Below are 20,124 nucleotides of genomic sequence, written 5' to 3' on the forward strand. Positions count from 1 at the left end.
GAGAGATATGTTGAGAAGAAGTACCCGGATATTAGAGCTAGAAAATGGGACAATCCTTGAATATACAATAGCCGGATCAGGGAAGCCCATTTTGCTTCTTCACGGTGGGCACTCCAATTGTCATGAAGAGTTTGGATACAAGAATCTGTTAGAGCAGGGCTATTCGATTATTACTCCTTCGCGGGCTGGTTACGGCTCAACAAGCAAAGAACTAGGGCTTTCGTTAAATACGGCTTGTGAGGCTTATCTGCAATTGATCAATCACCTTGATGTATGTACAGTTCATGTCGTTGCTGTATCCGCTGGCGGACCCAGCGGCCTAACCTTCGCATCCCTCTACCCCCACCGCGTCAGCAGTCTTGTCCTTCAATCTGCCGTATCCAAAGAATGGCATACTCCTAAAGACACTATTTATAGAATGGCCAAACTATTGTTCCATCCGGCCACAGAAAAATATACCTGGAAACTTGTCTCCTTCTTCAGCCGTACATTTCCAAATTTCATTCTAAAACAGATGGTACCTTCATTCAGTATCCTTCCTGTACCTGAGGTCTTGCAACAGTTCAGCCAAGAGGATATCGAACAATTTATCGCCATGAATCAGCGCCAGCGCTCCGGCCATGGGTTTATACTTGATCTTGAACAGAGTGCAGCCTTTACCCCCTCCAAACTACAGAAAATTCTGTGTCCGGCCCTGATCATGCACAGTAAAAATGATAAGGCTGTTTTACCGGAGCATGCATTGTCTGCTCATCACCATATCCCCCAATCCACACTATGCCTTCTTGACTCATGGGGACATTTGATATGGCTGGGCAGTGGAGCCCGGAGCGTTGACACGGAAATGAATAAGTTTTTGAGCTCATTACCTACTGTCTGAGTCTTATAATGATTACTTTCAATCAATATCTGCTTCCAGTTTTTAGGCTCTAGCCCATTTTTGCAAGCTTTGCAATCTTTTATATAGGCAGATGCATATGATTAAAGTACACACTAAATCGTAAGAGGAGAATTGAGTATGTACCCTAATTCATGCAATCAAAGTTATCAGCCTCAATACTATAATAATTGTTACCCTGATGAAAAAATAAAATTAAGAGATTATGGACAATGTCCACTTGTAGTGAATATTGACCAGGCAGCACGTCAAAACCAAAATTACCGTACGGCCTTATGGACAGGGAAATATTTCCAAGTAACTCTAATGAGCATCAATGTTGGCGATGACATCGGTTTAGAAGTCCATCCGACAACAGATCAATTCATACGTATTGAAGAAGGCCAGGGACTTGTTCAGATGGGTGATAGGAAAGACCATTTAGATTTTAAAGTGATGGCCAATGATGACTATGCAATAATGATACCTGCTGGAAAATGGCACAATTTAACGAATACAGGAAACAAACCCCTTAAAATTTACGTTATCTATGCCCCACCTGAGCATCCCTATGGTACAGTTCATGAAACAAAGGCAATTGCCATGAGTGCTGAAGGGTAGTATATGTTCATACAAAAACAATCTTATTTCGTCCCAGCCAGAGCTGTGGGCGATTTTTTTCATCTTATTACAGTGCTCACATATAAAACCACACCGTTAACGATAGGGTTAGCTAAATCTGGTAATATCCATCTGAAGCATTCACAGAGGTCAGCATGATCGATAACGGTTAAATAACTTGAGCACCTTGGTAGACAGGCTATCCATATTGGCAATGCAGAACGTATTCGCCGGGATTTTATGATACATTATTAATGATGCGCTGCACGAAATGCAATGAGAATGGAGAATAGAATGAGAAATTTCACGAATGATACCGCCCACAAAATATTAGCCAACGAAATTAGCGTAGAAACGTTATTACAACAGTATCCGGAGTATCAGGCGGAGGTACTACAAGAACTAAGTATACTGAAAAGCACCAGGAATTCTAATCTTATCCCTGCCATTCTTGATAAATATACGGCAAGTGCAAAGATGGCCAATCATAAAATTTCCAAAAGCGGCTTCAATGAAAAAACCGTAAATGCCTTTCTGCCTAATGTGATTAAGGCCCGGTTTGCCATCCATCTGCTGGAGCAGCTAAATATAACGGCGTCTTCAAAAACTCCTGCCGGAAATGTAAAGTTCAACCTCTGGGACGGCGTGATCTTACAAAAGCTTTTATTCAAAAAGGGGCTTGAACGAAAGCCGGTTTCTCTGGGCCTGTTCAGGATGTGTTGGAGGATTCTCCTAAATAAAAAGATATTAATGCCACTTGTCAATAAAAAAGGCATCTATTGTTTCTATTCAAAACCTTTAATTAACGAACTCTCAAGCTTGATAGGCGATAAAAAATGTCTTGAAATAGCTGCAGGCGATGGTACGTTAACCAAGTTTTTGAACCAAAAAAACATCAACTGCACAGCAACAGACGACTATAGCTGGAAGCACTATATCGATTACCCCGGCTTCGTGGAACAGGCAGATGCCAAAGCTGCCCTTCATAAATACAGCCCGGTAGTAGTACTCTGCTCTTGGCCTGTACCCAAAAACCCGTATGAAAAACATGTATTTAAAACCGATTCGGTTGACTTATATATCGTTCTTGGCACAAAAGATCCTGCGGTGACTGGAGATTTCGACGCTTATTACAGCGCGGATAAGTTCACCATGGAGCTCAGCGAACGATTGTCCTCCCTCCTGTTACCCCCTTCGCCTGATAATGCTGTTTATATTTTCAGGCGGAAATCGGTTACCTCCTAGGATCGAAGCTTCAAAGTGACGCTGCAGGAATGATCTTCTGCAGCCTGACTTCATTCATACATTTCAGCATGGGTATGGTAAATGTTAAAAAAGGCTTTTGGTCACTTTTTGAGTTAAATGTTCTATTTTCGGCATCAACAAAGGTGAGAACTTCCAAAAGAATATTAAAATCGTTGATAAACTAGCGGAAATCGCCAAAGAAAAGAACTGTACGGTACCTCAACTAACAATTGCATGGACAGTAGAAAGAGGCACATTGCCGATTCCTGGTACGAAACGCCGTAATTATTTGGAGGATAATATCAAGGCACTTGACCGTATTGATGCTGTTAGTCCAAATGCATTTGGTGGTCGTTATTAATGTAATCGTCAAGGAGACTACGAGGCTTCTCTCAGTTATCTGCACCTTCTATTCCATCCATCCTGACCCTAATCACGTCGATGAGCCCTACAGGTAATTTCCCTTTGATTGTTTTCCTGTAAGATATACGTTCTTGTATAGGCTCCGTTTTTCGGGCGGGTCGCCCGACATCGCCGCCACCTCTGGTTCACTGCATTCCGGGCTGGACTTTGCCTGCAGGCCCCTCGGATTCTTCCTCATGGAAGAACCCTGTCTATCCGAGCAACCTTTTAATTTCTTTCAAGTGTCGCCAAGGAAACCATTACCCAGGGAGAAAACTTATTGGATAAAGTGCCCTTAGGATTGTGTATCCGGAAAAGAAAAGCTTCCCCCGCCTGATTCTTCCATACCATGTAATCCACAACTCCTTTATCACCTGTAGCCTGCAAATACAATTCTGCAAACCCGAGCGGATGTTCAACCAATTCCCCGCTATAATCTTTAGCACTGCCTGTAGCGGAAAGCTCAGTTTTACCTTGTTGCTTCAGCGCAGTGAGATCGTATTCAGAAGCCAAGCTTTCAATTTCCGCATAGTAGGCCGGATCCTCCGTAAGTGATAAACGGTTAGTCTGTACATTCAATGTGAAATCCCCAGTGATATATAGGGAGTATCCATCACCTTGCTCCAGTGTAGCCGTTTGCCCGCTAACCCCGCCCTCCTGTTCACTGAATTCCCGGGTCTCTGGCCGTTCAGAGGTCTGAGGATCAGTAGGGTCAGGAGCGGCAGACGCCGCCTCCGTGGCTGAAGGAGTGGCCGATGGTACAGGAGTGGCTGTAGCTTCGGCCACAGGCATAGTCGCTGCACTTGTTGCTGTTGGCTCTGTCTCATTTGTAGCTTCATTGTTGCTGCACGCGCCTAGAATTGAGGCGGATAGAATAATAGTGGCAGCTGCCGTAACTAATTGTTTGTTCATTGTATACCTCCTCCATCTGGATAATAGTTATTACCCAATATCTACAATCTCCCCCCAGAGCCCGCATCCGTCTGCATTCCAAGGATTCCATTTTGCATTTGATCCCCATGGTTGTTTGTTCTCTTTAAAAATGCTATATACTGTTGTGAATCTATTTATAGGACATTGCGCCGGAACGAAAGGGGTGGCATTCATGTATAGAGTAGCGATATGTGATGATGAGGAGAAGCAGCGAGAGCTTGTTAAGAGGACTCTGATAGGCTTATCCATCAAGACAAATATTGAATTCGAGATAGAGTTGTTTCACTCGGGCGAGCAACTGGCTGCTCATTATGAGCGTGGCGAAGCACCCTTCCATATTCTAATTCTTGACGTGGAGATGGGTGGAATGAATGGGATTCAGACGGCACGGAGAATCAGGGAGCTGAAGCACTTTGATGAACAGATTATTTTCCTTACCAGCTACCCTCAATATATGGTGGAGAGCTTCGATGTCATCACATTCCAGTATTTAATCAAACCGGTAGTGCCTCTCCTCCTGGAAGAGAAGATCACCAAGCTATGCCAATATTTTCAGGCCCAAGATAAGAAATTCATGGTCATTAAATCCGGTTATGATGAAGTTGTATTAAGATATGATGATATCCTTGCGATTGAGGTTGCCAAAAGCCTAACGATAAAAAGCAAGCTGCATGTGATCACCGAAGCCCAAATCTATGAGAGCAAGGGTATTATTGCAGATTATGCCGCAGCTCTAAAAGACAGTAACTTCCTGCACATCCACCGTTCGATTATTATCAACCTGCTGCATGTGAAGAAGTTCGCCAGCGGCTCCGTTCTCATGTCGAATGGGATGGAGCTTCCTATAGGCCGGTCCAAGATCAAAGAGGTTAAAGATTACTACACCAAATTTATGATCATGAAGGGTAATTCGTATGATTCTATATAACCTGCCTATAGTCCTCTGTGTGCTGCTGGTGATGTGCTTTCAAACCAACTTTTTCTTCACTTCCGTCTTTGACAAGTCCGCCAGGAAGACTAACCGGATCGTTTACTTCATCATTTACGGTTTGCTTTGTTTCATCTATTTAGTCATTCCGATGAATTCCTATGCAGCCTCTTGTGTCGCATTGCTGATGATCTTTGGTTTGGCGCAATCCTATGAGGTGGAGATTAAGACCAAGGTCATTTTTTCTATCCTGTATGCGGTTTTGATGACGATGGTCAGTTTTATCTCGCTTTATATTTTCTCAACCTTGGATGCCATAGATTTCACTACCCTGGATTCGGGTAACGGGCAGGACCGGCTGACCTTTACGAAGGCGTTAAGCCTTAGCTGTGTGATTATGTTTGCTGTGATTCAGGTGATCAGATTCATTTCCAAACGCAGAAGCTTCTCTTTGCCTTACCGCTACTACATTTTCTTCTTGATCGTCCCCCTGATCAGTATCTATCAGATCAATGTACTTACTGTCACCAGTGAGAAAAACATCTATTATTTCATGGCAATTATCGGATTCCTGTTCCTGAATGTGATGGTCGTCTATATTTTCGATACGATTATTGATAAATTTCAATTCATGCATGAGAATACGCAATTGCAGCACCAGATGAATTATCAGGATGCGAATTATGAGAAAACGGTGCACAGCTTCAAATCCATTAAGCGGATTATTCACGACACCCACCAGCAGTTTCTCTACATTGAAGAATGTATTAAACGTAATGATTCAGCGGCGGCACTGGAGCATATCAGCGTTACCTTAAATAAAGTCGAGGACGCCTACCAGCGGGTGAACACCGGACATCTCGTTATAGATGCGCTTGTCACGAATACCCTTAATATTGGACAGGCCAACGGGATCAGAATGGATACCAGGCTTCAGCTCTATTCGCTGGAAGTGAATATTGACCGTTATGACCTATGTGTCGTTCTTGGAAATATGCTGGATAATGCGATAGAAGCCTCTAAGAAGGTTAGGGTGGCAGAGGACCGGTACATGCTCATCCAGATTCATTCGAATGAATCGGCGCTGTTCATCCACATCCTTAATCATATGGACAAAGAGACCGCCCCCTTGCACAGCCAGAAGCCGGACCCGGAGTATCATGGCATCGGCTTAACCAATATAGCCAGAATATGTGATAAGTACGGCGGCAACATGACCATCGAGTCCGGACATAAAGTCTTTAACAATATGGTCGTCCTCCCCTTTCACACGGACAATCCTTAGACAATACTATTGTTTAGGGATTGTTTTTTTCGTTTCAGGGTACTTCGGATCTTCTCCCTCCTTCTTGCTTGTATGATGAACCCAGATTTAAATTTCGAGCAGCAACAGGAGGAGGAAATAAGGATGAAGAAGTTGATTGCAGCCGTATTGGCTTCGGTGTTAGTAATCCCCATGGCTCAGGCCTCGGCACAGGAGAAGGGGACCACCGTGGAAGACAAGGCCCGCGCGCTGGCTTCGGAGATCATCTCCAATTATGGGGTAAGCGGACTACAGTATGCCATCAGGGATAAAGGTTCTATCACCCTGTCCGGGGGTGCCGGTGTGTACGATAAAGCCACTCAGGCACCGGTAACGAAGGATACGATGTTTGGGATTGGCTCGGTCAGCAAAATGCATGTCTCTGCCGGGGCGATGATCCTGGCGGATTCCAAGGCTATTAATATCGACAAGCCCCTCACTACGTATTTACCGCAGTTTAAGATGGCCGATGCCAGATATAAGGACATTACACCGCGGATGCTAATGAATCATTCGTCAGGTCTTTACGGCAGCCACTATGGCAACAGCATGCTGCTGGATGACAACGACACACAGAATCATGATGAATTACTGTCAAGGCTGGAGTCCGAACATCTGAAATCCAATCCCGGAGAATATTCGGTCTATTGCAACGATGGCTTCCAGCTGCTCGAGCTCATGATTGAGCAGGTGAGCGGATTAAGCTATTCCGAATTCCTGGACCGGTACCTAAGCAGTCCGCTGCAGTTAAGCTCGACCCAAACGCCGCTCGATACGTTTGACAGACAGCAGCTGGCCAGAACCTATTTCCCGGGGCTGGAGCAGGCTCTGCCCGTTGAGAATGCCAACGTCATTGGAGCAGGTGGAATCTATTCCACGGCAGAAGAATTGACCGAGTTTGCTGAAGTGCTGATCGGAAACCGTACGGATATTTTATCCGAAGCCTCGGCCAAGGCTATGCAGGCGCCTGAATATAAGAATGGAATCTGGGTACCGGATGAACGAAATACCTTCAGCTATGGTCTGGGCTGGGATGCTGTGAGCCTGGCCCCGTTCAGCGATTACGGAATCACCGCACTAACCAAAGGCGGGGATACCATTATGTATCATGCTGCGCTAACTGCAATACCCGAATCCGATATTTCGATTGCTGTACTCTCCTCCGGCGGGAGCTCGATCTTCAATACGATTTTCGCCTCGAATGTCCTGCTGGAGTACTTGAAGGATACCGGGAAGATTGACAAGCTCCTGCCGGCCCCAACCTTCGTGCCCCCGGTAAAAGCGGCCATGCCCGCTGAGCTACAATCCTATTCCGGATTATACGGTACAGTGGGCGCAACAACTGCTATAGCAGTTAAGGATGGAGAGCTTGACCTGCCTGCTCTGGAAGGCGGACTGATCCCCGCACAGAAATATATTTATACAGGCAACGGGCAATTTAAGAGCAGCGATGGCCGTTCCGCCGTAAGCTTCGATCCGCAGAAGAACGGCAAAACCTACCTAAAGCTTAGTGCCGAGTTGGATTTCCCCGGAGCCGGCCAGATGGTGATGGTAACCTACGAATATCAGAAGCTGGAGTCCAATCCTCTAACCCCCGTGACGAAGCAGGCCTGGGAAAAGAGAAACGGGAAAAATTACTATGCTTTGGATGAGAAAATCAATTCATTATTTTATCTGTCCCCTGCGATCCTAACGAAGAATATCGCTGTGGATGAGGGATATGCCTCGGGCACCCGGATTGTGGATGAGCACCAAGCTGTCAATGCGGCTGAAATACCGGTCATGAACGGAAGAGATGCGTTTGATTTGAACTTCTATACGAAGAATGAAGCGGAGTATTTAAGCATTGATGGCAATGCTTATATCAGCGAAGATGCGGTTCAGCCTATCTATGGGGGCCGGTCATCAATCAGTACGGTATCTGCTAATGGTCAAGGGATATGGTTCAAGATCGGTGAGAAATCAGCCGGAAAAACAATGACTGTGACGGCTCCGGCAAGCGGCGGCTTCGCTGTCTACGATGCCGATGGAATGATCGTAAACTTCTCTGTGGTGACCAAGAACCCTTCGGCAGTCTTGCCGCAAGTCGGTATGGTTGTCTTTGGCGGTCAAGCAGGAGATGTATTTAAGATTAATATGAAATGACAGTTCCACTCTAAGCGAGCAATATCATAACAGTCGCAGGGTACCGGCATGATGACGGTACTCTGCGACTGTTTCATACTAAGGATTCATAAAGACAACCTCGTAATCGGGAAAGTCTTCCGTCCATTTGGCAATCGTCTTCGGCAGCTCAGTTGTATTCGGCACGTTGGTGTAGAACCGGACAATGGCAATATCGAATTCCTCCAGGCTGTTCTCCTCATCCGTGTCGAGCACCGCTGCCCAATAGTGGCCCTGTTTGTCATACATAATAATCGCTTCTGTCAGTGTAAACAGTCCGCGCACGCCGCCTGAGATTACGCTTGCACCCAGACCATCCAGATCCTTCGGCTTATCCAGCAGCTGCATGCTGTACAAGAACAGATCATAATCATCGCCTACCACTGTGCGGAAGGCCTTGTCTGCTGCAGCTGTCTTGAAGACACCTGTATCCTTCAGCGTGTAGACACCCTCTTTGTATGGACCTCGGGCATATTCGCCGGTGTAGGTTACATTCGCTCCCGCAGAGTACACTGGCGAAGGGCTGGTTACATACAGCTGGCCGTTCAGCAGGTAGAAAAAGACAACAGAACCGTCCTCTTCCTTATATACAGCCATCCGTTTGCGGACCACGGCCGACTCCTCATACAGCTGGCCGGAATGGCCGCCATCGAACGCATCGATGGAAAAGGTCAGCTTATCGCTCTTGACGTAGCTGAATGTTGCATATCCCCCATAGAAAGGCGATTTGCTCGCCATATACCATTCGCCGTTCCACTCGGCAGCTGCCGGAACCTTGACACTCTTGGAAGCTGTTGCCGTCAACGCCTCTACCGGCAGCTGGCGGGTACCGTCCGGATTGCTCCATACCCCGGCAAAACCGGTGCCGGCAATCCACCAGCCCTCGAAGCGGCCCGTTTCCTTGCCCTTGGCATCATATTCATACATATTGACTATTTTGCCGCTGACATCACCTGAGAGCTTGATCGTCTTTTTGTATTTGTCGTAATAATAACTGCCTGTCAGCTTCCCGCTGCTCTCAATCTTGACCGACATATGAATCGGCAGATTCCCGTTAATTGCGCCGGTCAGCGGCACCAGTCCGTTCGTGGCCGGACTCTGGGTTGTCGCCGCTGCGACCTGAACCGGAGCAGCCTTGTCTTGTACCGGAGCGGCAGCCGCCGCCGGGATAATGAAGAGTGCGGGCAGCAGCAGCGCGGCAGCCAGCAGTGTACCTATTTTACGTATCATAATGAACCCTCCCTTTCACGCCATCTACAACAGATATATTACACTGTATGCCATGAATTACCCTATAGTTGTCAGATAGACCCTCAGATTATCAAGACCCGGGAGAAAATTATCAGCAAGAGGGAACTATAGGATAGGCCAGGAAAGAGTTTGGGTAATGACAACTAAAAACAAGGACAAGGAGATGATTAGGGTTGCCAGAATCTCATCATGACAGACCGAAGCAGGATGGCTCCATAGAAACCTTCGCCTTCAAAGCCGACAAGCTGCTGCCGAATAATCCGGAGCTTCCGGCAGTTCTGTATAAAGGTGCATTTCAGGAGAATCCGGAAAGCGCAGAACAGATCTTCAATGACAACGGCTGGCTGAACAGCTGGGTGAACGGGGTATTCAGCTATCACCATTACCATAGCAATGCGCATGAGGTGCTCGGCGTAATGTCCGGCAGCGTCAGCCTGCAGCTGGGCGGCGATGCCGGCCGCAGGGTTGAGGTATCGGCCGGAGACGTACTGGTGCTGCCTGCCGGTACGGCGCATAAGCGGCTCACCTCCTCGCAGGACTTCCGCATCGCCGGTGCTTATCCCGGCGGAGCAGATTACAACACCCGCCGGGCCACGCCGGACGACTTCGAAGCGGCGCTCCCTGAAATCGGCCAAGTGCCGCTGCCGGATAGTGATCCTGTTTATGGTGAGGCAGGTCCGCTGTTGAAGGTATGGGGAAAGAGTTGAGCTTCCGGATAGTTGAAAGACTTTGCGAACCCAAAGAAAGAGCACATCCCTTAGAATGTGCTCTTCTTTGAGTCAAGATTATTTACCCGCTTCGCCGGATTTCTCCGCCAGTCCGGCTACGATCTGATTCATCGGATTCGTGAACAGGGCATACAGAATGGCAGCATTCTCCTGTTTACTTAGGGCTTCTCTGGACTTGAAGTCAACAGCGCCTTTGGCATCCGCCTTGATGTCCGGTCCGTATAATCCCAGAGCCACAGCCATCTTCACTGCCGGAACTGCCCATTTATCCGTATTCCCCGCCAGCTTCACATCCTGGAACAGTTTATCCGGGTATTGTGCACTTAGCAGTCTCCATACCATGACCGCCGCCTCCTGGCGGGAGATGACCCGGTCAGGCTGGAATTCTCCGCCCGCTGTTCCCTCCACCATTCCGAGTTCTACAGCCATTTGTATATAGCCGGCATCCGGATGTCCCTGCAGATCAGGGAACGCCAGCTTGGTAGTCTTGCTCGCTTTGACACCGCTGCTCTCCAGCATCAGCCGCACATACTCGGCACGCGTGATTCCCGCCTCAGGCTGAAAGCTGAGCGCCGCATCATTCGGCAGATAGCCCAGCGACTGCAGCATCATAACCGGGGTCGCATAAGGATGGCTTGCTGTGACATCGGAATAACCAACGCCGTCCGGCCCTTTCTGCTCATAGCCGTAAGGATTAAGGTACGGCTCTTTCAGATAAGCTCCTTGTCCGCCCGGCGTCAATTCAAAGCCGGTAAATTTCTTGGTAAGCTCATCGATGAACAGATTATCATCTACCTGGCGCAGCTGGCGGGTGCCAAGGAAGGCGTCACTAATGGTAAGTGCACCCTCTTGCATAGCAACTGTAGAGACCAGGCTCTTGAGCCGGAGATCCGCATAGTATCCGGTGAACGCATCCAGAGCTTCAGCGCTCAGCGGCTGGAAGGCGTCCAGCTTCGCCGGTGCGGCATATTGCGGGAAGAATGCCTGAATGAACGCCGGGTAGAACAGCTCCCGCAGTGCGCTCTGCTGATTATAGGCAATGAACACCCCGGTGTTCTGCTCCGGGATCAGGAACATATAAGTGCTGAAGCCGATTAAATCGCCTGCTTTGGTGATAATCTTGGAGCTGCTGCCGGCACCGGGAAGCTGAATCGGTGCTTCGAAGCCGTAGGTGGTATTCGGCAGCAACGGGTGGATGGAGGAACGGTATTCCTCCATGGCATCTACGGTACTTGCAGCCAGAATGCGGTTATTCCCGGAAACGCCCCCATTCAGAAAAGCCGTCATGAACTTGCCGATATCATCCGCAGTAGAGAGCATCCCTCCTTGCGGCATAACAGTCGGAGTTACTGTATACAGATCAAGCGCCTTGCCGGTGGCATCATAGGCGGTAGCAAGCTCATCTTTCAGCTTGCCTTCCAGCAGGAAGCCGCTTGAATCCATATTCAGCGGGGCAAACACATGCTTCTCCAAGTAATCCTCATAGGGCTCGCCGCTGGCTTTTTCCACCACCAGACCGAGCAGCATTGAAGCGAAGTTGTCATACATGTAGGAAGTCCCCGGCTCTCGGACAACCGGCGGCATATTCCGCAGCACATAATCCTCGATCGACACCTTGGTTTCGAAATCATCGTTGATATCTTCCGGCTGCGGGTCCTGAATCCGGAAGCCGGTGGTATGGGTCAGCAGATCCTCCACCGTTACCGGAACGCCGAAGGGATTGTCGAAGACAATAGGTCCGGTATAGACTTGAAAATCCGCTTTCAAATCGATTTTGCCTTGCTCTACCAGCTGCATGGCAGCAGCGGCAGTGAAGGTTTTGGATACCGAGGCCATGCGGAAGACCGTTTCATCCGGGTCTACCGCTGTTTTGGCAGCCTTGTCTGCGTAGCCGAAGCCTTCTTCAATCACCGTCTTGCCATCCTTGACCACAATGACAACCGCGCCGGCAAGCTGCGCTTTCACCTCATCCGAGCTGAAGAATTGCTTGAGGAATGCTGCGGCATTCTCCTTTGTTAGCGGCTTGGCTTGTCCGGCTACAGACGCCGGAGGTGCAGATACCGCAGGAGCGGCAGACGCTTGTACCGCCGGGGCCGCCAACGTTAGAATCAGGGCAGCAGCAAGCACTGTCCTCGTCCAAAAGGCCGAACGGTTACGCAATATAGACAACTTCACTAACATCACTCCATTTCCATTGAATTAACAGGCATAGTTGTTTCTACGCCATTTCATGGAAATGGGTTCAATTATTTCCCTACAATGGATGCAAAATATCAATATGCGCAAACTGTGAGAGATCCTCTACGAAGCCTGGATAAGAAATATTGATACAGCCGCAGTTACGGATGATCGAAGGCTCCTCCAGGCTGCTGGCCAATACAGCGGCGGTCATGGCGATCCGGTGATCGCCGCAGCTGTCTACAATGGCAGGCGATAGACGCTGTCCGCCATGAATGACCATTTCGTCCTCACTGCAGGTAGTTTCCACGCCGAATGCTCTTAGCACCCCTGCAGTGGTCTGAATCCGGTTCGTATCCTTGTCTCTCAATTCCCGGCAGTTCCTGATCACAGAATCCCCTTCAGCGAATACCGATACCGCAGCGAGCAGAGGAACCTCGTCTATCAAGCTCTGTATTTGCCCGTTGCCTTCAGCACAGACAGGGGACAAACGGGTTCCCGGCGTGCAACAGATATCTGCGATGGGCTCCCCGGATATCAGCTCCTGTTCCGCTTGCAGCGTCAAAGGAAGCCCCATCTCTGTGAGCAGACGGATGAATCCGCTCCGGGTTGGATTAACACCCACCCCCTTAATCAACAGGCTGCCCTTGCGCTCCATTCCCCGGATAGCATAGGCAGCCAGCAGAAAAGCCGCTGAGGACAGATCCCCCGGAACCCTTACATCTTTGGCGGAAAAGGCACTTCCTCCCTTCAGGAAGGTAACATCATTATCAGAATGAATATCTATGCCGAAATACTGCATCAGGCGTTCGGTGTGATCCCGGCTTTGACAGTTTTGCCGGTAACATGTGATTCCGTCCGCGTATAATCCCGCGAACAGCAGGGCGGACTTTTCCTGTGCACTGAATACGGTGGCTTCCATTTCTATGGGGGACAAGGGTGATGCCCCCTGAATCCGCAGAGGCAGACAGCCCTTCACCCCAAGATATTCAATCACAGCCCCCATGTCTGTAAGCGGCTGAACAACCCAGTCCATCGGTCTTGCCGAGAGCAGTGAGTTTCCCCCGAGTTCCGCTGCAAAGGACTGTCCTGCCAGGACGGACAACATCAACCGGGCCGATGTGGCCGTATTCCCGACCTCAAGTCTGCCCGCCGGTGCCTGCAAGCCCCGCAGCCCTCTTCCATTCACAGACAGATCATCCCCATTCCATGCAAACGTTACACCTAATTGGCGGAGAATCGCGATACAGCTCTGAGTGTCTCGGGAACGCAGCACATTATACACCGTGGCTTGGCCTTCAGCGATAGCATTCAGGACGATCGCCCGCTGGGAAATTGATTTGTCTCCGGGAACCGAATCGAATTGGAAGGAACCCAACTCCTGCTTCGCCTTAATCCGCAAATCACATTTGGCCGGTAGCCCGACCCTGCTTCGTCCCAATTCCAATTCTGATCACCTCGTCATCCGAGAGTATTTGCGAGTAATCCATATCTCTTCCGGGAGCCAGCGGAATCCTCCGGTCGCCCATTGCTGCATAGCTGCGGTACCGCTGCCGTTTCCGCTCCAGTCCAAGGTTATTCTCAAAGGTGTAATCGTACAGCTTGACCGCGTTCCGGCGCACCGCAAGCTCAAGCAGGTCAGCTCCTGTCTTCGTTCGCACCATTACCGTGGAAGAGGCTTTGGCAGATATCCCTTCCCTGCTGGAATCAAAAATATTAGGATCTCCATCCGAAATCGAAATATCAGCAATGCCTGACCACCAGTCCGGACAAGCAAGACAGCGAAAGGTTTTAAACTTTTTGAATTCCTCCACCAGCCGGTAAAAGGGCAGATAATGCTCCTGCCCCTGACGGGTCCTGACCATGAACTGTCCCGGATATTCTCCTTCCCGGTATCGCATCAAAACTACGTCAGCCAATTCGATCCCCAAGATCTCCGTAATCAGATGCTCGGTCCCCCCCAGTGAAGTGTTGGAGGCGCATCCAAGCTCAATCGTGAACGCCACTTTGTCTGCCAATACAGTGGACGGCGAGTGTTCCGGCAGATTTAGCAGCTTATGGATGCCTTGAATCTGGCAAGGTACGCCTATAATGCCGATCTTGTCATATCTGCGATCCTGCAGCAGATCCAGATTGGGGGTGATACAGTAGCTGGTCTGGGCACATTCGATAATCCGGTCCACTGAATCGGCAAGGTAGGCCTTCGGCACCCAGGGACGCTCCTTATCTCTTCCCACAACAATCACCGCGTCAGCAAGCTTCTCCTCCAGCGCGGTAACCGCCAGGATTGTCCCTGCCCCGCCGGCTGCCGCCCGCCCGAGAATCTCCGGGTCTGCCGCCGACAATTGACAGGTAGACAAGTAGATGCCGGTCCAGCGTTCAAGCTCTGAACGGTTGCGGCCGAAGATGCGCCGCTCGGATTCCATAACGCCTGTATCATAGCCCGGGCACACCTCCGAGCAGAGATTACAGCTTCCGCAGGTGTCGGCCGCCTGGCTCTCCAGACCCTGAAAGACCGGGAGCGAGATGGAATCTCCGTTCATCGCAAGCAGACCTTGGGGACACACTGCAGCGCACAATCCGCAAGAGGCGCATAGCGATAGATCTAGAATCTCTTCCTTGAGCGTTATAAAAGATGTCATACCGGCATCTTCCCTTCCTTATAATCTCACGCCGCTCAGCGCGGAATAGACTTCTCTGGTTCTGTCAGCAATGGGGGTCCAGTCATACCGGAGCAGCACCTCCCGCCGGGCTGCTTCTGCAAGCAGGCTCCCCTCATCAGGCTCACGGAGCAACTGTAGAATCCGGCCTGCAAGCATGCCAGAATCCCCGGATATGCTGGTGAGTCCGGTCCGCCCATGCTCGACAATCTCGGCCAGTCCCCCTTCTTCAGACACAATTACCGGTGTACCGCTGCCCATCGCTTCCAGTGCCACAATGCCGAAGGGCTCATATAAGCTGGGAAAGACACAGACATCGGCAATTTGGAACAGATAGCTTTTCTCCAGGCTGTCCACGAAGCCGGTGAAGTGAATGCTTGTACCCAGCTCAGCCGCACTGGCCTCAAGCTCGGCGAACATCGGTCCCCGGCCTGCGATAATACAGGTGCAGTGCGGGAATTCCCGCACTACCTCATGCATGCTTTGCAGCAGCACCTGTACTCCTTTTTCCTTCACTAGTCTTCCAATGAACAAAATAATCTTTCCGCCGTTCTGCGCATACTGCTCTCGTCTGAAGGAATGTGCGGTAATCAGCTCCAGTGAACGGAGATCAATGCCGTTCGGAATAATCACCGTCCTTGACTCCTCAAGACCATGCACAGTGCAGACCTCCCGCTGCATATGCAGGCTGCATACAATAACCTTGTCCGATGTTGAGACCAGTTCATTCTCAAGGGCATGAATCGTGTGCTGCTGAGGCGTGAATACTCCCTGGTTCCGTCCAAACTCCGTAGCATGGATTGTTGTAACAAGCGGTAACGACAGACGTTGACGGAGTATAAGGGCTGCGTAGCCGACCAGCCAATCATGCGCGTGAATAAGATCGAGGCTTACGTTCCCGATTAGCCGGGATACAACGTAATCTACAATCGCCAGATTGAACTCAAGCACCCAATCCTCGAAATCGGTCAAGTTCTCATAAGAATTCACACGGTGCACGTATACGCCGTTCTCCACTTCCAGAACGGGCCGCCCGGGAGCGCTGTTGGTGATTACATGAACCTCGGTCTGCCCGCTTGCCAAATGCCTGGACAATTCATAGACATGCGGGGCCATCCCTCCGATCACCATAGGCGGATACTCCCAGGACAGGATTAAGACAGATGCGCTGGACTTCATAGGTTGTCCCCTCCTAATCTCTCAATGTGTAGATAGTGAATATCCTGTGAAGAATTCCCACCATGTATTTTGCTCCAGCAGCGGAGGTGAAGAATGGTCTCTCTGGAAGGAAAGCCAGTCGGAATACTCAAGGCTGCCGTCATCACAAACAAATAACACATTAGATCTTAAAATTGGTACAAACGTTTGCACTTTTTTAATAATCCCTAAATCAGCATAATAGTAACGGTCTAGCGGCCTGGGAATCCGCATCTCCAGCGTTTGCCCGAGCGGCCTGTACACTGGGAACAGGAACTGGGCAAATTTGTTATCGGATGAGAGGGTGGTTAGCCGGACAGCCTGCTGCAGCTCAAGCCAGCCGCTTTTAAAATGCCAGGCAATCAGCCGCCTTGTCTCTTCGTCCAGTACCGTTCGGAAGATCAGACGCGTCCCGTCAAACTGCAATCTCTCATCCATACGCAGCATCTCCTTCGGATAACAGATTAGCTTCCTGGTGACATCCCTGCCACTCCACTATCATTTCCGATACACCCTCCGCAGGCGTATGAATGTAATGAGCCTCCCCTTGCTCCATGCGCACAATACCAGAGTCACCCCTTAGCAGAAAGTTGAACTCGATCCGGCAGTCTGCGGGCAGACTGATATCGCAATACCAGCTTGGATACCGGTAGACAATATAATTGTAAAACGGCCCTGCGGCCCTCTCTGCTTGCCATTCTCCAAGCTCATACACGTTTCCCGTCACATAGACCCGAGTATCATATTCGGTATGCAGATTCTTGACTACCAGCCTTACCGTGACCAGCGTTCCTGTCCACACCGTCAGTTCTTCCGCCAGCTGGAACTCGCTCTCCCCGCCTGTCAGACCTTGTACATAATGTGTTCCCGCCGGGACCGCCGGAATCTTGGCTACGATCTTCTCCGGTTGCCATGAGATTACATCAGCCTCATAACCGCCAACCCTCAGACGGCCGTTGTCCCCTAAATGTCTGCCCCGGATAATAAGCTCGCTTCCCGGCGCCGCTGCTTTGGGATAGAAGTGCAACGCATCCAGCTCCTCCAGATCTGACTCATGAACATAGATATAAGCAGACTGAGGTTCCAGTATCACATTTTGTATGTCCCCTTCGGCTCCGGCAACTGCCTGACGGTCTGGATAAATGTCCTTAAGCAGGCTGGAGTAAGCGCCTTGCGGCAGGGAAGTAACCAGCGGAGGCAGTGTATGTCCGCTTTCACCCTGATTAATTAGAATAAGTGCAACATCCTTCTTGTAGCTGCGCTCGAATACGAGCACTCCCGAATTCAAATACAGCAGCTTCGTATTACCGTAACCAATCGCAAGATTACATGCTCTTAAACGATTAAGCTGAGCCACTAACCGGTAGGCCGTAGTCTCCCTGCTGAAGGAGCTCATCATAGCACGATTGCCGGGATCATCCCCGCCGCTCATGTACTGCTCGGTTCCATAGTACACCACAGGCAGGCCTGCGGAAGTCAACAGCAGCACAAGCGCCAAATCCGTAAGCCAAGGATCAGAATCCCGGGTAAACCGGCTCATATCATGATTATCCAGAAAAATAAGCTGGTCATTCAAATGCTTATAGCTGCCGGAGGATTCGCATAGCATTTCAGCGAAAGCACCGAAGCCCTGCCGCCCATGAAAGGCCTCGCGGATCGCATGGGTGAACATAAAATGCAGCAGACTCATCCCGCTCCCATTGGCAAAAGCTGCATTGTCCTGTGTGTGGCCATGTGCTTCAAGAAACCACTCCCCGAACAGATAGGCCGGTTTCCTGGCATGGATGAAGCCGCTCAAGGAGGTTAGCCAGCCTGGGGGAATATGTTTGGCCGCATCGATCCTCACACCGTCCACCCCCAGATCCAGCCAGAAGGCAATCCCTTCCCGCAAAAGCTCATCCACTTGCGGGTTCATCTGATCCAATCCGGCAAGGTCATACAAATTCCGGTACTGCGAATCTTCGGCATCCCGAAAAGCAGTGCCGCCATTATGCAGAAATACACGCTCCAGGTCTCCCGAATAAGTAGCTACCAGCTGGCCCGCGCGGTATATTGCGCCATTCTCCATATAATCCGGCCGCAGTTCCAGTGCAGGGGACGTATGATTCGGTGTAAAATCAATAATTACCTTAAGTCCGTGCTCATGCGCTGTGCTCAGCAGGGCGCTGAATGTATCCATAGAACCAAAATAAGGATTGGGCTTCAGGAAGTCTCTGGGCCAATATCCATGATAGGAAGCCGTGCCTTCTTCATCGTCCGTGCACACATGAATGTTCTCTGCCGGCTGGGAAATCAGGATCGCGCTGACCCCCATACCGGTAAGATATCCGTCCTGAATCCTGGCAATAATTCCTGCCCAGTCGCCGCCGAGATATTTTCGCAGATTGCCTGCTCCAGAGCTGAAGAGCTCCGCTCGCGGCCGGCTGGCAGGGTTGCCTTCGCAGAACCGGTCGGTGACAATCTGATAGATGCATTCGCCCGGATTCAGCATGGTTACTTACCAGAAGCGGCCAGAATAGCATTCGCTTCCTCCAAGATAAGATTCACCGCTGCTTCTGCTTGTTCGGTAAAGAGGACATGAATATGAAATTTCTGTTCCAGTTCAAGCTTGCGGGCCAATCGTTGTTCAAGGGGATAGATCTCATAATGCCCATAAGAGGTTTCAAGCTTATCCGGCAGCAGCAGGGCAATCGGCCGCCTGGAGTAGATTCTTAAGATTTCAATCGCATCAAGTATAGCGCTGTCATCATCATAACCGGCAATCAGCAGAACATACTCCGGATCAAATGTCCGCAGCATCGCGTATCGCAGAGAATTGAAAGCAATATTCATTGTGGGGAGAATGGAGCTTTGCCCCGCCATAACGATCCAATCGCTGCCACTCTGCTGGGCTTGATGAATAACAGTATCGATATAATACGGGTACTGCTCCAACGGACGGTGCGCCAGGAATTTGAAGATATCCCCTTCAGGCTGCCCGAACAGGAATCCGGTTGGCTCTGTGATAAAGGCTGTAGCCGGAATGCCCAGCGCTCCGAACTGCCGATAGAGATTCATCTGCACGGTAAACTTGCCAATGCACCCCCGTGTAGCAAAAATACCCACTCTCTTAATCGTTCTGGGGCGGGCGAACATCAAGGCTTCCTTCTCAAACTGTCCCAGATAGCACTCAATATCTGTTCCGCCCGTGCTGTAACGCTCATCCATCTCCTGAAAGAGCTGCTCCTGAGGACTGTGAACCACATCGATTTTTAATTGCTGCTCTGCCATCCAGTTCAGGGTATCCCTGTCATAAATTTCATGAACACTGACTACCCTTAAGCCCCGGCCAGAAGCATACAAGACCAATTTCCGCCATAATTCCGCCAGATCATGCTCAGCGAATACACCTTTGTTCCCCCCAAAAGTAGTGCCGGGATCATTGAGAATCAGAGTGTCCGCATCCTTCAGACCAGCTTCCATAGACGAATGAATAAGAATTCCCGAATGCTTCCCGTCCACCTGCTCTCCGGCATCTTGTCCGTCTTCCTGCACGAAGTCGATCACCGACACAATGTCCACGCTCAACAGGTCACGAAAGCGAAGCAGACCCTGCGTGATTTTATTGAAGGGATACAGGACAACCCTTTCCATGTTCA

General features: G+C 49.9%; 17 protein-coding genes. 8 read left to right on the forward strand and 9 right to left on the reverse strand.

What is annotated here, in order from left to right; genetic code table 11:
• The first annotated feature begins 10 nt into the window (after window positions 1-10).
• From R50912_RS23685 to R50912_RS34480, 4 genes are all read left to right on the forward strand, one after another.
• Window positions 11-880: an alpha/beta fold hydrolase gene (locus R50912_RS23685; protein ID WP_042243108.1), complete on the forward strand. Its 870-nt coding sequence runs from the start codon at window positions 11-13 to the stop codon at window positions 878-880.
• Between the two features lie 138 nt (window positions 881-1,018).
• Entirely contained in the window at window positions 1,019-1,498 is a 480-nt protein-coding gene (locus R50912_RS23690; protein ID WP_042238363.1) for a cupin domain-containing protein, read from the forward strand.
• Between the two features lie 294 nt (window positions 1,499-1,792).
• Entirely contained in the window at window positions 1,793-2,743 is a 951-nt protein-coding gene (locus R50912_RS23695) for a hypothetical protein (protein WP_042238366.1), read from the forward strand.
• 133 nt (window positions 2,744-2,876) lie between these two features.
• The gene (locus R50912_RS34480) at window positions 2,877-3,104 is read left to right on the forward strand and encodes an aldo/keto reductase (RefSeq protein ID WP_331281931.1); all 228 of its coding nucleotides are present in this window, start codon (window positions 2,877-2,879) and stop codon (window positions 3,102-3,104) included.
• Window positions 3,105-3,373: 269 nt separating this feature from the next.
• Here the strand turns inward: R50912_RS34480 and R50912_RS23700 are convergent, their stop codons facing one another.
• Window positions 3,374-4,057, reverse strand: coding sequence for a DUF8580 domain-containing lipoprotein (locus R50912_RS23700; protein WP_042238368.1), 684 nt, complete (start codon window positions 4,055-4,057; stop codon window positions 3,374-3,376).
• 193 nt (window positions 4,058-4,250) lie between these two features.
• On the opposite strand from R50912_RS23700, the gene R50912_RS23705 reads away from it, so the two are divergent.
• The 3 genes from R50912_RS23705 to R50912_RS23715 all read left to right on the forward strand — a co-directional run bounded on the left by R50912_RS23705 (window position 4,251) and on the right by R50912_RS23715 (window position 8,454).
• Window positions 4,251-5,006, forward strand: coding sequence for a LytR/AlgR family response regulator transcription factor (locus tag R50912_RS23705; RefSeq protein WP_042238370.1), 756 nt, complete (start codon window positions 4,251-4,253; stop codon window positions 5,004-5,006).
• On the forward strand, window positions 4,993-6,291 hold the full coding sequence (locus R50912_RS23710) for an ATP-binding protein (RefSeq protein ID WP_042238372.1): 1,299 nt from the start codon (window positions 4,993-4,995) through the stop codon (window positions 6,289-6,291). The genes R50912_RS23705 and R50912_RS23710 overlap by 14 nt, the downstream gene beginning before the upstream one ends.
• A gap of 123 nt (window positions 6,292-6,414) precedes the next feature.
• Entirely contained in the window at window positions 6,415-8,454 is a 2,040-nt protein-coding gene (locus tag R50912_RS23715; protein WP_042238373.1) for a serine hydrolase domain-containing protein, read from the forward strand.
• Window positions 8,455-8,532: 78 nt separating this feature from the next.
• On the opposite strand, the gene R50912_RS23720 is transcribed toward R50912_RS23715, so the two are convergent.
• A complete protein-coding gene (locus R50912_RS23720) occupies window positions 8,533-9,702 on the reverse strand; it encodes a hypothetical protein (protein WP_042238375.1) in 1,170 nt (389 codons plus the stop codon).
• A gap of 194 nt (window positions 9,703-9,896) precedes the next feature.
• On the opposite strand from R50912_RS23720, the gene R50912_RS23725 reads away from it, so the two are divergent.
• Window positions 9,897-10,430, forward strand: a complete 534-nt coding sequence (locus R50912_RS23725; protein ID WP_231637701.1) for a cupin domain-containing protein — start codon at window positions 9,897-9,899, stop codon at window positions 10,428-10,430.
• 78 nt (window positions 10,431-10,508) lie between these two features.
• Here R50912_RS23725 and R50912_RS23730 read toward each other — a convergent pair whose 3' ends face one another.
• From R50912_RS23730 to R50912_RS23760, 7 genes are all read right to left on the reverse strand, one after another.
• The gene (locus tag R50912_RS23730) at window positions 10,509-12,626 is read right to left on the reverse strand and encodes a serine hydrolase domain-containing protein (protein WP_231637702.1); all 2,118 of its coding nucleotides are present in this window, start codon (window positions 12,624-12,626) and stop codon (window positions 10,509-10,511) included.
• Window positions 12,627-12,705: 79 nt separating this feature from the next.
• Entirely contained in the window at window positions 12,706-14,076 is a 1,371-nt protein-coding gene (aroA, locus tag R50912_RS23735; RefSeq protein WP_081956625.1) for a 3-phosphoshikimate 1-carboxyvinyltransferase, read from the reverse strand.
• Entirely contained in the window at window positions 14,033-15,271 is a 1,239-nt protein-coding gene (locus R50912_RS23740; RefSeq protein WP_042238379.1) for a Coenzyme F420 hydrogenase/dehydrogenase, beta subunit C-terminal domain, read from the reverse strand. The genes aroA and R50912_RS23740 overlap by 44 nt, the downstream gene beginning before the upstream one ends.
• An 18-nt stretch (window positions 15,272-15,289) precedes the next feature.
• Window positions 15,290-16,468 (reverse strand): glycosyltransferase family 4 protein, encoded by a 1,179-nt coding sequence (locus tag R50912_RS23745; RefSeq protein ID WP_042238381.1) that lies wholly within the window; start codon window positions 16,466-16,468, stop codon window positions 15,290-15,292.
• Window positions 16,469-16,489: 21 nt separating this feature from the next.
• Window positions 16,490-16,924, reverse strand: a complete 435-nt coding sequence (locus R50912_RS23750; RefSeq protein WP_042238382.1) for a hypothetical protein — start codon at window positions 16,922-16,924, stop codon at window positions 16,490-16,492.
• On the reverse strand, window positions 16,917-18,977 hold the full coding sequence (locus R50912_RS23755) for an alpha-amylase family glycosyl hydrolase (RefSeq protein WP_052416652.1): 2,061 nt from the start codon (window positions 18,975-18,977) through the stop codon (window positions 16,917-16,919). Before R50912_RS23755 ends, R50912_RS23750 begins: the two co-directional genes overlap by 8 nt.
• 2 nt (window positions 18,978-18,979) lie before the next feature.
• Window positions 18,980-20,119, reverse strand: coding sequence for a DUF1611 domain-containing protein (locus R50912_RS23760; protein WP_042243121.1), 1,140 nt, complete (start codon window positions 20,117-20,119; stop codon window positions 18,980-18,982).
• Window positions 20,120-20,124: the final 5 nt, after the last annotated feature.

Origin of the sequence: Paenibacillus sp. FSL R5-0912, assembly GCF_000758605.1 — a bacterium.
GTDB lineage: Bacteria > Bacillota > Bacilli > Paenibacillales > Paenibacillaceae > Paenibacillus_AQ.